The sequence below is a fragment of the Belliella aquatica genome (genome assembly GCF_014637795.1).
In the GTDB taxonomy this organism is placed as follows: Bacteria; Bacteroidota; Bacteroidia; order Cytophagales; family Cyclobacteriaceae; genus Belliella; species Belliella aquatica.
Map to the genome: position 1 here is coordinate 20,171 of NZ_BMFD01000016.1, position 13,439 is coordinate 33,609.

A 13,439-nucleotide genomic window follows, 5' to 3' on the forward strand; every position below is an offset into this window, starting at 1 on the left:
GATATTAATTTTCAAATAAGTCATCAATAAATTGCTCAAAAGGTCTTGCTGTCAAGTAGAGATGATCTGAATAAACTGTCACCAACACTTTCATAAAGCTAGGATTTTCATTTACACTGATCTTCTCAATGCTCACATTTCCATAAAGCTGATCGATCCTTTGAGAGAAGTCCACATTGCTCAGCGGTGGCTTGAAATATTGCTTCTCTGTCGTCTTGACATCATCATTGATTTCTTCAATTTTTCTGTCTAAACTGATTTTTTGATATCCCAAATCTAACATTCGCTGCCCAAAAGCAAAGAAAAGTTGCGAAAAACTTTTACTATCAAAGGGACTTTCGAAAGTTATCGCAAATCCATTGGCATAAGGAGATTTTAAAATATGCACCTCAGGGCTAGCATTCATTCCTGAGGTTTTGAAATGGTAATTTTTCTGAACCAGATTCATCAATAATTTACCTTCTTTCGATTCTTTCCAAGCTGTCGTAGACGCAATAGCATCTTCTGATTGAATAAAATTCTCTTTGTGCTTGACTGGGGTCTTTTTATTTGGGAAAATTTTACCAAATATATCATCTATGAATGAAGCCATTATTTATTGAGTTTGTATGTGCCATCAGGTTCAGATACTATCTGTCCTTCGTCTTCCATTCCCCTCAAAATATCAAGAGTCTCTTGATCATCTTTGATTCCGGTAGCAGTAGGAAGTGACTGCAATGAAAACGTCCTACCCTCACTTAAAGTTTGAAGGATTTTTGATTTGAGCTGCTTCACTCTCGTATCAGCTTTTTTTTTACGTTCCATACAGACATCGCAAATTCCGCAATAGTCATCGCTTTCCTCACCAAAATACTGTGAAATCTGATTGGCTCGACAAAGTGTAACATTCTGAATATATGTCACCATGGAAGCAGCTTTGGAGATTGCATTTTCCCTTCTTTCAGCAATCCTTTTGGTATTCAAGGGCAACTTCCCTGCATCATGCCTTGGGGTCAAAAAAGTCACTTGTGGTTTTTCTTTGCGCTTATGATAGGCCAATACAGCAAACTGATCAAGCAACTCCAACTGCTTCACCAATTCTGCCTCGGGAAGATTTAGGCTTTTCGCCAATCTCGGCTCTTGGATTTTGATGTATTCCATAAATAATTCACCTCCATAAGTCCTCAATAGCGCTTTGATCAGGGGATCTAGTCTCGCATTGGCAATTTGAAATTCATACAACTTGGATTGATCGACAAGAAAATGAATCGTTGAAGGAGAAAAGAAACTTTCATTTAACTCAACAAAACCTTCTTCCTGCAACACTTTCATAGCATTGTAAGTCATCAAAACATCCAATTTATAAGTGGAGCAAAAATCTGTTAAATCAAAGTCATAGCTTACAAATAAACTGCTGCCCACAGCAATCCTATATTGATTAGCCAAAGACTGATAGACTCTTTTAAGGTAATCTATGGGTGGATAAGCCAATTCTGCGCGCTCGGTAAGCTTTTGAATATCTTGTTTGTTGGTCAATAAAACCCCATAGGCCTTGAGTTCATCTCGTCCTGCACGACCTGCTTCTTGATAATAATTCTCTAAATTTTCAGGCAAATCCAAATGAATCACCACCCTCACGTCCGGCTTATCAATCCCCATCCCAAAGGCATTCGTCGCTACCATGACGCGGATTTTGTTTGCTTTCCACTCCTGCTGCCTGAGTTCTCGGGTAGCGCTATCCAAACCCGCATGATAAAAAGTAGCTGAAACACCCATTTGATAAAGCTCCTTAGCAATGTCTTTGGTCCCTTTTCTATTTCTAGAATAAATGATCGCCGAACCAGGGATTCTACTGAGTATTTGTATGGCTTTTTCGATTTTGTTCTCCACCATTCTGACCGAGTAGCTGAGATTCTTTCTGGAAAAAGATCTAACAAAAATATTGGGATCTTTGAGTTCTAAATTTGTAATGATATCCTCTTTCACTTTCAAAGTGGCAGAGGCTGTCAATGCCATGCAAGGAACATTCGGATGAAATTCTCTGATTTTTGCAATCTCTAAATAAGGAGGACGGAAATCATAACCCCATTGCGAAATACAGTGGGCCTCATCTACTGCAATCAAATTGACATTCATCCTTTTGAAGCGTTCGATGAAGATTTCTGTTTTCAATCTTTCGGGAGAGACGTAGAGAAACTTATAATTCCCATACACACAATTATCCAAAATGGTGTCAATTTCTCTCTTTCGCATTCCAGAGTACACTGCGGCAGCTAGAACTCCCCTTTTCCGCAAATTATCAACTTGATCTTTCATCAAAGCCACAAGCGGACTGACTACGAGGCAGATTCCTTCTTGCGCTAATGCAGGAACTTGGAAACAAATAGACTTTCCACCACCTGTTGGCAATAAAGCGACACAATCCTTCCCTTCCATCGCCGAAAGCACGATTTCTAATTGGGATGGCCGAAAGTCGGCATATCCAAAAAACTTTTGAAGAATCTGTATTGCTTGTGTTTTCATCTACCAGCTGAGCTTCTCTTTATTCAAGAAAGCTGCAATTCCACTTTTACAATCTGCTGAATTTCTTGCTTTGGCATTCATTGATGCCGCGTATTCTAAACCGTCCTCGAGTGTTTTTTCTTGCACCCTTGCGATCATTTCCTTGGTCAGCCCCATAGCCGTCCCGGAATTTTGCGTAGCTAATTTTTGAGCATAATCAAAAACAGTCTTCCCCAATTCTTCTTCATCGACAATGAAATTGATCAGTCCCAATTCCTTAGCTTCTTTTGCAGATACAGGATCCGCATCAAGCAACAATTGCTTGGATTTCCCTTCTCCAATCTTCCTCAAAAGAAACACTTTTACGATCGCAGGAATAAAGCCAATTTTGACTTCCGTATATCCAAACTTGGCTTCAGGTACAGAAAAAACAAAGTCACAAACTGTTGCCAATCCGCATCCACCTGCTAAAGCATGTCCCTGAACTTGTGCGATGATCACTTTGCGAGAAGTGTAAATTTGATAGAATAAATCTTTCAGATTCCTGCTGTCTTGCAGGTTCTCTTCATAAGAATTCGTTTGCAAATCTTGAAGCGATGCCAAGTCTGCTCCTGAGCAAAAGACTTTACCAGCAGCTTTGATCACAATGATCTTTACCAGATCATTACTTTCAAAATCCTTCAGCACATCCTTCATAGATGCGACCATTTCTGCATTAAGTGCGTTCCTCTTTTCAGGTCGGTTGAGTACCAGATAGCCTATCCTTTCTTGGACAAAACTATGAACAGGTTGATTCATCATATTGATTTTGGTCAAATTGAGTTAATAATAAATTGGCTTATGTAGAAAGATAAGGCAGAAGATTTGCTCATCCAAAAGCTAATTACTTTAATGCTAATTTATATGCTTTATCCCTCGATCTAAAATCTGTAAATGGTATTTGTTGTTGCCAATCCCCTTGTTCGAAAGTTAGGATCTCCCTGAATGATTCATCAATTTCTAAAGATTTCAATTCCTTCAAAACAAGTGGCTTTTTCTGATTTGGAAGAAAAATTTTCATATCAGATTCATCCTTAAAAGCAATCAAAGGGTACTTTTCTCGACCAAAAGAAGATAGCCTATTGGGCATAACTTTATAACCAAAATCAGACTCGGGAACTTCAAAGTCAAAGTAATATTTCTCTTGAAAATCTATTGAAAAGCCTTTGTTGAGACTATAAATCATCAAGTCATTACGCTCTTCTTTGAATATTTTCTCAAATCTTAAGAAGCCAAAACCCAAAAGAACTACCACAATACCATACAACTGCCACTTCTCCGGCTTAGTAGCAAGTAGCAAAGCTAAAACTAATATAAGCCAATAAGCAAACATGAAATCAGGCCTTAAAAAAATCTCTTCAATCTTGGCAAAAGGCAATTCCTGAATACCAAAAATCAGTTGATTGACAATTCTAATCAACCATTCTGTAATCCATGCTAGCGGCTTGGCAAGAAATGGAATTTGCGCAAATAGCATAAATGGAACACCAAAAGACATGATCAAGAATGCTCCAGGGATGGCTACAAGATTGGAAAGGATAAAGTATGATGGAAAAACATGAAAATAATAAGCAGAGATCGGAAATGTCATTAATTGGGCAGCAATACCTACGGTACTGATTTGCCAAATGTACTCCACCACCTTTGACTTTGGGGTCCACAATTTCACCAAAATAGGCTGAATCAATAAAATACCTGCGAGTGCCAAATATGACAATTGAAATCCAACTGCAAAAATCAAGAATGGATCATAGACAAGCAGGATTAATGCTGAAAGCGCAATTGCATTGAAAATAGAAGGGCTTCTAGATTTCATCTGTGCCAATGCCATGATCGAAAACATGGTAGCCGCTCGCATCACAGAAGGTGACATTCCTGTCAATAAAGCGTATCCCCAAATCAAAAGAATAATGACTGAAAGGTAAAGAACCCTTTTGCCCACCTGAAGTCGAAAGGGTTTGACAAAAAGAAAAAAGAAACCATAGATAATCCCCACGTGCAGCCCCGAAACGGCCAAAATATGCATCGCACCTGCTGTGACATAAGCATCATTGACTTCTTTCTCGAGATTTTTCTTTTGACCCAATAAGAGTGCTTTGGCTACTTGGTTCGCATACTTATCCAATATCAAAAGATCCATCTTCTCCATGATCCCAGCCCTTAATGCTAAAAAATAATCCTCAATTGGCTGTATGGAAGACTCCCCTACTTTCAAAACCTTGTCATTTACAAACTGACTGTGGGTAATCTGCTGACGTTCCATGAAATTTGCATAATGAAACTCTTTCGGATTATTAGGTGGTGCAATTCGCTCTGGATTTCCGCTGATGATCAACAAATCTCCCGGAGAGATGCTTTCCTCCAACTTGTGGTAAATCAAAACCTCTCCTCGGATATGGTTGATCTGATCAGTAGAGTCTTTTTGCATGAGTAATCTTACGCTATTCGCCGTAGAGTTTGGCTTGGGTTCATCATTTGCCAAAGCAATTGCCAAGTACATTTCTGATCGATTGGTCTGATGGATCAAATGATCCTTTTGATTGTGAAGATCCCTCAAAAAAGTAAAAGTCAATCCTAATACAAACAGCTGAAAGTAAGCTAAAATAGGAATAGCGACTTTAAATTGATACGTTTTGAGAAGCTTATTCCTAACTACCAAGACACAATAAACGAGGTATAAAACCCCTAAGACGGTCATCAAAATTTCTAGAGTAAGAAAACTCCATTTGGGATAGAGCAATACTCCTATCATAAAAAAGAGGAGATATCTTAAAAATGGAAATTCGCTAAATTTCATAAACCTAAAAGTTTACTTCAATTTAGTCAAGAAAAATAAAAAAGGAGCCATAAATGACTCCTTTTCAAGTAAATTAAACGTTTATTTTTAGAATCTAAAGCCTACAGAAAAACCTGCTTTGAATTCTACTGCGGCGAAAGTGTCATTAACTTCAGAACTAAAACCTCTAGCTATTGAAGCGTAGGGTCCAAAAGCAAACTTATCATTGAATATCCATTTGTAACCACCACCTAAGCCAAGTAGGAAGCTGTTCATGTCTGTAGTATTCAAAAGTCCGTCAGAGATTTCTGTATATTCTCCGAATCTATATTTAAGGAATGGGAAAATGTAGATTTTACCTGTTTCATCTCCTTCAAAATAAAAGTTGTAAGAAGCTTGAATCGATGTAGCATCAAATTTCTTGCTATCACTTGTTCTGACATAAGCAAATCTATCGTTGAAATGCGCCTCGATACCAATAGATTGATCTTTTGCGATAAAATGTTCGTAACCAAGCTCCACAGATCCCAGCAGGATTGTATTCAGAAAGTTTACTTTGATTTCGCCAGTGCTGTAGTCTTTTTCAGTTTCTATCTGGGCAAATGTAGCAGTGCCTATCAGAAAAAAAACAAATGTTGAGAGTATTATTTTTTTCATGTCTATAAAATTTTAGTTCCTAAATTCTTTAAATCTAAATGCCTGTATTGTTATAAATACTTTTCCATTTGGAAATGCTTGATGTTACACTCTTCAAACATCTCGCCAACTTTCTCAAATCCAAACTTTGCATAGAGCGGTATTGCGGGAAGTTGAGCATGCATATAAAGTAATTTACCTTTACTTTCCTGAGATTCGGCTATATCACTTAAAACTGCCTGCACGAGCGCTTGCCCTATACCTTCGCCTCGCATATTCTTTAAAACAGCAAATCTTTCCAGCTTGATACCATTTTTTGTGAATCTCCATCGAGCTGTTCCAGCAGGAAAACCCTCTACACTTGCCAAAAAATGAGTTGATGAATCTTCAAATTCATCATATTCTTCGGCAGGATCTACTTCTTGCTCGATTACAAAAACATCTTTCCGTATCTTAAAAATCGCATCAAACTGTTCCTTCGTCTTTGCTTTTTCTACTTTTATACTCATCTCTTTTTTGAACTTTCTCAGCCTCGTCCTTTTCGTAGGCTTCAATGATGGATTTTACAAGTCTATGTCGGATTACATCCTTACCACTCAAATTTACCACCCCAATTCCTTTTACATCTTTGAGTACGTGTAAAGATTCACTCAATCCAGATTTTTGTCTTTTTGGAAGATCGACCTGAGTTTGATCTCCTGTGATGATCACCTTTGAATTTGGCCCCATTCTAGTCAAAAACATCTTAATCTGCTCACTTGTCGTATTTTGCGCTTCATCCAACAGAACAAATGCGTCATGTAAAGTCCTCCCTCTCATATAGGCCAAAGGAGCAATTTCGATCACACGTGTTTCTTGGTAGAACTTCAATTTCTCCGAAGGAACCATATCACTCAATGCATCATAGATGGGTCTCAAATAAGGATCCAATTTCTCTTGCAAATCACCAGGCAAAAAACCTAGATTTTCCCCTGCTTCCACAGCAGGTCTCGTAATGATGATTCTCTTGACTTCACGGTTTTTCAGAGCCCTTACCGCCAATGCTACAGCGATATAAGTTTTACCAGTACCCGCAGGACCTAGTGCAAAAACCAAGTCATTCTTGAAAGCTGATTCTACTAGCTTGCGCTGATTGGCCGATTTTGGCTTTACTACAAGTCCTTTATTTCCATAGACAATGACGTCATTTCTCTGATTTTCTTCAAAAGGAACACCCTCCAATGTAATGTACTCTTTTACATGATCAGGTGTAATGTGTCCAAATCTATTGAAATGCTGAAGCAGCATATTGATGACGTCATTTATCCTTAAAATCTCTGGTGCACGACCTTGAATCCTGATTTCGTTACCTCGGGATACAATCTTGCTTTGTGGAAAAGCAGCTGCAATCTGACGGATATTCTCGTTTTCTGAGCCCAAAAAGTCCAGCAGCGAAATATTTTCTAAAGTAATTACTTTTTCTACCAATCTATTGAATTTGATTTAAGAGTTTCTTTAAGGTGTAAGGATAAAATCCCTATTTTTGTTCACACCTATCACAAAAATATAAATTTTAATCGACTTGCTCTTATGGCACTGATAACATTCATTTCAGATTTTGGAGACGGGGACTATTACGTTCCGGCAGTAAAGGCGAAAATGTTATCCATTAACCCCCAATTGAATATTGTTGACATTTCCCATAAAATTGACACCTATGATATTGCCCATGCTGCTTTTATTTTGCGGGCAGTGTATAAAGATTTCCCAAAAGGAACTGTTCATCTTGTAGCGCTCAATGGGACAAGTAACATGACTGAGGGATTTATCGGAATCAAATTGGAGGAACATATTTTTATTGGTCCCAACAATGGTGTTTTGAGCCTTTTGGCTGATTATGACCCAGGCATAGTAGTTCAATTTGCAGATATTCACCTCAAAGACAGCACCTTCCCTGCGAAAGATATTCTTGCCCCGATTGCTGCGAAAGTAGCCTCTGGAGCTGCTATTCATGATTTTGGTGGTCCATTGATGCAAATGAAAAAGATGATGTCCCGTCAGTTTAAAGCTACCCGCAAGCAAATTGTAGGACATGTTGTCCGTGTGGATAATTATGGAAACTTAATCACGAACATCCGAAAAGATGCTTTTGAAAAACTCAATCCTGGAAAATTTGTGATTGAATTTAGCAGGGAGGGACTGACCAAGATCAATAAATCTTATGATAACGTAGAACCAGGAGACTGCTTTGCTTTCTTCAATAGCCTCGATCTTTTAGAAATTGGGATCAATCATGGTCATGGTTCGGATTTACTAGGACTCAGACTAGACAGTCCTATTTACATCAACTTTGAAATTGCCGAACAAAATGCTTAGACGTGTAGTCAGAATGACTTTTCAGGAAGATAAAGTGAAAGAGTTTTTGGAGAATTTCCATCAAAACAAGGAAAAAATCAGAAACTTCCCCGGTTGTCACCATTTGGAATTATGGCAAGATGAAAATTTCAAAAATATTTTCATGACTTATAGTTTTTGGGATGATGAATCGGCATTGAATCAATATCGTGATTCTGAACTCTTTAAATCTGTATGGGCGGTCACCAAGCCACTTTTCTCAGAAAAACCCAGCACTTTCAGTGCAAAAAAATTAGTAGAACTCCCTTGAGAGGCTTGCACAGAAAAAAAATAGTAATCATATTTGCATCCCATTCAGCAAGGAATGGATAAACCATTTGCCCAGATGGCGGAATTGGTAGACGCGTTGGTCTCAAACACCAATGCCGCAAGGCGTGCCGGTTCGACTCCGGCTCTGGGTACATAAAAAGCTCCTTCTTTATTAGATGGAGCTTTTTTTATTAGCTACAATCTGAAATTATAGTAGACATATATTTTTTCAATCCCTACTATTCCTTTTAAAATATCAAATATGATAGAATAAACCACTATTCTAAGTAAGACCTTTTGCCAAGTGATTTTTAAATTAATTTGTTAAAAAAAACTGGGATTAGTATTTTTCTTATAGTTTTGAGACATAAAGTTTACTTTTTCCGTTTAGGCTTATGTAACTAAAAATCATAAAATTGAACCTTATTTTCTAGTATTGTAAATTTTACTTTAACACAAACCATTTATTTTAAACTACAACTCATATGAAAAATCACTTTACACTTCTTTATCTTATGATCTTTGTGTCAGCATTTCTATTTTCTTGTGGTGAACAAGAGGAGCCAAGGGAAGATATTGCTTGGTTGAACTTAAGAATAGAAAACATGAAACAAGATCAAGAATTCGGGAAATATTTGAATATACTAACCGGAACTTATGAAGGGATTACAGTTTACATTTTTGGAAACTGTTGTCCAAATTGCAATTCTGTTGCTCCGGTTTATGATTCTGAGGAAAATTTATTAGGGTTTTTAAGTTTTTCTGAAGGGGAAGGTATCAATTTCAATTCTATTCAAAATGTTAAAGTTTATTGGAAACCTAAAAATTCGGCTTGCAATTTCTAACCTTTGAGAGTACTTGTTGTAGTTAAATAACTATAAAAAGGAACAATCCCCACATGATTGCTTTATCATCTTGATTAAGTTTTCGTTTTTTCAAAAATCAAATGGTGGTGGGACAAATGATTTAATAACATAATGACCAATTTTAGAGAAGCAATCGGTATAAAATAGGCATTTTGATTTTTTCGGCTAGAGCTAATTTCTCATTCATTTTTAGATTGGCTAAAGCCGTATTCCTATTAAATTTTGGCTGAATTTATGGAATTAATAAATTCTGATTTAAAAAGAAATCATCCCATTTATAATCATTCAACATCCTTTCTACGATCAATTGCATCCTACTTTAGCAGAAAAATCAATTAATCATGATGTCATCTGAAGCTTCAGCCAAATAGTTTTACTAAATCTAAACATTTACACAAACTTTCAATTTGCATAAATAAAATAATTATTTTATGTAATCTGAAAGTTAAACTTTCAGATTACATACTTTTTTATTATTTTTCATGCAAATTGAAAGTTATAATGATACAGAGAGAGCTTGAGGATAAGTTGAAACACGGTTTAAGTACCATGCCAGTAGCTGTGATTTTAGGACCAAGGCAAGTTGGAAAAACTACTTTGGCTTTGGAGCTTTCGCGTGCGGCAATTGATAAACCAATCCATTATTTGGATTTGGAACTGGATTCTGATTTGGCAAAACTGGATGATACAGAAAGCTATTTGAGACGATTTGATAATCAACTTTTGATCATAGATGAGGTACAGAGGAAGCCCGAGCTTTTTAAGACGCTCCGAGGGCTTATTGATATTCGCAAGAGAGCAGGTGAAAAAGCAGGGCATTTTCTACTACTCGGTTCTGCATCCAAAGAACTCTTGCAACAGTCCTCCGAAACCTTAGCAGGTAGAATTAGATATTTGGAACTGACTCCTTTTACCGCTTGGGAGCTGTTTAAAGATGATTCTCTGGGATTCAATTTTGAAAAACTGTGGTTTAGAGGCGGTTTTCCAGACAGTTATTTGGCAGTGAATGATAAGGATAGTTGGGACTGGCGCTATGACTTTATCACGACTTATGTTGAAAAAGACATTCCTCTTTTTGGTCCACAAGTCCCTGCAGCAAGAATGAAACGGTTTTGGACCATGTTGGCACACTACCATGGGCAGCAAGCTGTGCTCAGCGAAATAGGAAAAAGTCTCGAAGTGAGTCATACGACGATCAGAACATACCTTGATACTTTGCAGGATTTCTTTATGGTCCGACAGCTCCAGCCATGGTCAGGCAATACGAAAAAGAGATTGGTCAAATCTCCAAAAGTATATATTCGCGACTCAGGACTGTTACATAGTTTATTGAATATTTCGAGTTTCGATCAGCTACTTGGCCATCCCGTGGTAGGATCAAGCTGGGAAGGTTTTGTGATAGAAAATATTCTCAATCATCTCCCATCCACTTGGAAATCTTCCTACTATCGCTCAAGTAATCAAAATGAAATTGATTTGGTATTGGAAGGACCAAATGATGTTGTTTGGGCAATAGAAATCAAAAAATCACTTGCCCCAAATATCAGTTCGGGTTTCCACCGAGCAGCTGAGGACATCCAAGCAACAAAGAAATTTGTACTTTATTCCGGTACAGATCAATTCCCAATAAAAAATGATACAGAAGTGATTGGCTTGATTGCTTTTTTGAAGTTGATACAAAACAGTTGATTTTCGAAAATCAACTGTTTTGTATGTACTTTATCAATTCTTTCGGCTAAAGCCTTTGTAAATAATCTTTGTATTAGTGAATGGGCTAAAGCCACATTCCAATTGAATTTTTCTAGGAAATGAAAAATTAATCTTGACGTGAATTACTATTCTGCTTTTTTGAATCTTAAAAAATAATTCTAAGCATCCTTTCTCTAGAATCAGTTTAGTTATTTGATTTCTAATTCAATTGCCTACTGCTTTAGCAGGAGGATAAATCAATTATGAGGCAATCTGAGGCTTCAGCCAAAATCAAACATAAGCAAATTCAACCAACTCCTTGAGAGAGATGTATTGGAGCGTTTTTTCATTGCAAGCTTCCAATATTACTTTTGGCGCACAGCCTGCGGCGTAGGCTTCCATCCATCTTGAAGCACATAGACACCATTTATCACCAGCTTTCAATCCTGAGAATGCGTATTCTGGTCTTGGCGTAATCAAGTCATTCCCTCTGTTATAACTAAACCGCAGAAATTCATCTGACATGACTGCGCAGACAGTATGAGTTCCCAAATCATCTTCGCCTGTCTCGCAACAGCCATTTCTATAATATCCTGTCAAAGGATCAGAACTACAAAGCATCAACTCTTCACCAAATACATTTTTTGCCATAACTCAAATTTTTCATTGTCTCCTTTTATAACTGAGAGTCTTACTAATTGATTTTTAGAATAAAGAGTTTAGACAAATATTCTAAACATCATTTTTACAAACCTACTTAAACTTTGAGATAACATGAATTTATGTGATTTTTTATGCAAATTGAAATTCAAATTTTCAAATTACTTATTTCATCAAAATGACCCCATTTACTCTTGAAAATCTTTTGAACTTGCTTAAAAAAAAGCACCCATCGGCATTTTTGAATGATGAACTTGATTTCGAAAAACTGAAGGCAATTCTTGAATCTGATGAAAAGGAATCAGGTTTGCAATGGAATGGTAAAGTGGCTGCTAAAAATCAAGCCTTTTCTTCTTCTAAATTCAAGCTAAACCTAAATCGAGAAAAATCAATTGATTCAAGCAATACGGAAAATATGTTTTTTGAGGGGGATAATTTAGAAGTTTTGAAACTTCTCCTGCCAACACATCAGGAAAAAGTCAAGGCCATTTACATCGATCCACCCTACAATACTGGTTCTGAAAGTTTCGTGTACTCCGATAAATTTGCTGAACAAAAACCTTCCTCCAAATTAAATCAAAACACTTCTAAGTCATTCGAAGCTTTGCATGGAAATTGGCTTTCTATGATATATCCAAGGTTGATTTTAGGAAGAATGCTACTTCGGAATGATGGGATCATGTTTGTGAGTATTGATGATCACGAATTGGCCAACTTAAAACTATTGATGGACGAAGTATTTGGTGAAGAAAATTACATTGAGATTTTTTCTTGGGTGAAATCTGAAACTCCTGCCAATCTTTCAAGAAAAAGCAAAAAGGTCACTGAGTATGTGCTTTGCTACCAAAAGCAAAAAGACAAAACCAAATTCAAAGGCATCAAAAAAAGTAGTCCAAGTAGCAATGGACTCCTCAACCAAAGCAATGCAGTCAACATCCTTACTTTTCCCAAAAACAAAGTCTCAACAAAAATCACAGACGGAATCATTCCTAAGGGAGATTATGGCACCGATAAGTATAGCGTCAAACTGCTAGAAGATACAGAAGTGCAAAACGGATGCTTCATAAAAAAAGTAATCCTTCAAGCCAAATTTAAATGGACACAACCCAAGCTTGATGAAGAAATAAAAAATGGTACGCTTATCCAAATCCCAACACTCAAACTTAGCCCGTCTTACGAGAAATTAGCTTACGATGAAGAAGTTCCACCTAATTTGATCAATTATAAAGTTGGAGTAGGTACGAATGAAACAGCAAGCAAGGAACTTCGAGAAATGTTAGGCGCTAAAGTCTTTGATTTCCCAAAACCTCCAAGTTTGATCAAGTATTTGTTTGGGTTTTCAGACGATCCTGAGGGGATTTATTTGGATTTTTTTGCTGGCTCAGGAGCGACAGCGCAGGCGGTTTTAGAAATGAATGAAAAAGACCAAGGACAGAGAAAGTACATCTGCGTGCAAATCCCAGAAGAAATAAGACCTAACTCTGAGGCCTACACAAATGATTTTAAAAATATTGCCGAAATCACACATAAACGTTTAACTGTCTTGCACTCCAAATTATCTGTCTTAAATTCAAGAATTGATTCTGGATTTAAGTACTACGAACTGACCGAATCCAAATAAATACCAAGGCAGATACCCCTGCCTATAT

13 protein-coding genes and 1 tRNA gene are annotated in these 13,439 nt (G+C 37.1%); 6 read left to right on the top strand and 8 right to left on the bottom strand.

All coding sequences use genetic code 11. The features are described 5' to 3' along the window. Positions 1–4 precede the first annotated feature (4 nt). From IEV57_RS16385 to IEV57_RS16415, 7 genes are all read right to left on the bottom strand, one after another. Complete coding sequence (locus IEV57_RS16385) at positions 5–592, bottom strand: hypothetical protein (protein ID WP_188444130.1); 588 nt, start codon at positions 590–592, stop codon at positions 5–7. Continuing rightward, positions 592–2,502, bottom strand: coding sequence for a RecQ family ATP-dependent DNA helicase (locus IEV57_RS16390; RefSeq protein WP_188444131.1), 1,911 nt, complete (start codon positions 2,500–2,502; stop codon positions 592–594). Before IEV57_RS16390 ends, IEV57_RS16385 begins: the two co-directional genes overlap by 1 nt. Continuing rightward, positions 2,503–3,282, bottom strand: a complete 780-nt coding sequence (locus IEV57_RS16395; RefSeq protein ID WP_188444132.1) for an enoyl-CoA hydratase/isomerase family protein — start codon at positions 3,280–3,282, stop codon at positions 2,503–2,505. 82 nt (positions 3,283–3,364) lie between these two features. Next, positions 3,365–5,317, bottom strand: coding sequence for a ComEC/Rec2 family competence protein (locus tag IEV57_RS16400; RefSeq protein ID WP_188444133.1), 1,953 nt, complete (start codon positions 5,315–5,317; stop codon positions 3,365–3,367). An 87-nt stretch (positions 5,318–5,404) separates the two neighbouring features. Next, entirely contained in the window at positions 5,405–5,953 is a 549-nt protein-coding gene (locus tag IEV57_RS16405) for a DUF3575 domain-containing protein (RefSeq protein ID WP_188444134.1), read from the bottom strand. Positions 5,954–6,003: 50 nt separating this feature from the next. Then, entirely contained in the window at positions 6,004–6,441 is a 438-nt protein-coding gene (locus IEV57_RS16410) for a GNAT family N-acetyltransferase (RefSeq protein ID WP_188444135.1), read from the bottom strand. Continuing rightward, entirely contained in the window at positions 6,398–7,399 is a 1,002-nt protein-coding gene (locus IEV57_RS16415) for a PhoH family protein (protein ID WP_188444136.1), read from the bottom strand. Before IEV57_RS16415 ends, IEV57_RS16410 begins: the two co-directional genes overlap by 44 nt. 102 nt (positions 7,400–7,501) lie before the next feature. Between IEV57_RS16415 and IEV57_RS16420 the strand changes: the two genes are divergently transcribed. The 5 genes from IEV57_RS16420 to IEV57_RS16440 all read left to right on the top strand — a co-directional run bounded on the left by IEV57_RS16420 (position 7,502) and on the right by IEV57_RS16440 (position 11,130). Further along, entirely contained in the window at positions 7,502–8,287 is a 786-nt protein-coding gene (locus IEV57_RS16420; protein WP_188444137.1) for an SAM hydrolase/SAM-dependent halogenase family protein, read from the top strand. Further along, on the top strand, positions 8,280–8,576 hold the full coding sequence (locus IEV57_RS16425; RefSeq protein WP_188444138.1) for a putative quinol monooxygenase: 297 nt from the start codon (positions 8,280–8,282) through the stop codon (positions 8,574–8,576). Before IEV57_RS16420 ends, IEV57_RS16425 begins: the two co-directional genes overlap by 8 nt. A 69-nt stretch (positions 8,577–8,645) precedes the next feature. Then, a tRNA-Leu gene (locus IEV57_RS16430) sits at positions 8,646–8,727 on the top strand. Positions 8,728–9,060: 333 nt separating this feature from the next. Further along, entirely contained in the window at positions 9,061–9,420 is a 360-nt protein-coding gene (locus IEV57_RS16435) for a hypothetical protein (protein WP_188444139.1), read from the top strand. 522 nt (positions 9,421–9,942) lie between these two features. Then, entirely contained in the window at positions 9,943–11,130 is a 1,188-nt protein-coding gene (locus IEV57_RS16440) for an ATP-binding protein (RefSeq protein WP_188444140.1), read from the top strand. Positions 11,131–11,421: 291 nt separating this feature from the next. Here IEV57_RS16440 and IEV57_RS16445 read toward each other — a convergent pair whose 3' ends face one another. Next, positions 11,422–11,781, bottom strand: coding sequence for a DUF2237 family protein (locus tag IEV57_RS16445; protein ID WP_188444141.1), 360 nt, complete (start codon positions 11,779–11,781; stop codon positions 11,422–11,424). A gap of 187 nt (positions 11,782–11,968) precedes the next feature. On the opposite strand from IEV57_RS16445, the gene IEV57_RS16450 reads away from it, so the two are divergent. Beyond that, on the top strand, positions 11,969–13,411 hold the full coding sequence (locus IEV57_RS16450; RefSeq protein ID WP_188444142.1) for a site-specific DNA-methyltransferase: 1,443 nt from the start codon (positions 11,969–11,971) through the stop codon (positions 13,409–13,411). The last annotated feature ends 28 nt before the right edge of the window (positions 13,412–13,439 follow it).

Coding starts and splice junctions, on each gene's coding strand:
- IEV57_RS16445 (WP_188444141.1), bottom strand. CDS start 11,781: ATGGCAAAAAATGTATTTGGTGAAGAGTTGATGCTTTGTAGTTCTGAT.
- IEV57_RS16395 (WP_188444132.1), bottom strand. CDS start 3,282: ATGATGAATCAACCTGTTCATAGTTTTGTCCAAGAAAGGATAGGCTAT.
- IEV57_RS16440 (WP_188444140.1), top strand. CDS start 9,943: ATGATACAGAGAGAGCTTGAGGATAAGTTGAAACACGGTTTAAGTACC.
- IEV57_RS16425 (WP_188444138.1), top strand. CDS start 8,280: ATGCTTAGACGTGTAGTCAGAATGACTTTTCAGGAAGATAAAGTGAAA.
- IEV57_RS16410 (WP_188444135.1), bottom strand. CDS start 6,441: ATGAGTATAAAAGTAGAAAAAGCAAAGACGAAGGAACAGTTTGATGCG.
- IEV57_RS16385 (WP_188444130.1), bottom strand. CDS start 592: ATGGCTTCATTCATAGATGATATATTTGGTAAAATTTTCCCAAATAAA.
- IEV57_RS16390 (WP_188444131.1), bottom strand. CDS start 2,502: ATGAAAACACAAGCAATACAGATTCTTCAAAAGTTTTTTGGATATGCC.
- IEV57_RS16435 (WP_188444139.1), top strand. CDS start 9,061: ATGAAAAATCACTTTACACTTCTTTATCTTATGATCTTTGTGTCAGCA.
- IEV57_RS16420 (WP_188444137.1), top strand. CDS start 7,502: ATGGCACTGATAACATTCATTTCAGATTTTGGAGACGGGGACTATTAC.
- IEV57_RS16400 (WP_188444133.1), bottom strand. CDS start 5,317: ATGAAATTTAGCGAATTTCCATTTTTAAGATATCTCCTCTTTTTTATG.
- IEV57_RS16450 (WP_188444142.1), top strand. CDS start 11,969: ATGACCCCATTTACTCTTGAAAATCTTTTGAACTTGCTTAAAAAAAAG.
- IEV57_RS16405 (WP_188444134.1), bottom strand. CDS start 5,953: ATGAAAAAAATAATACTCTCAACATTTGTTTTTTTTCTGATAGGCACT.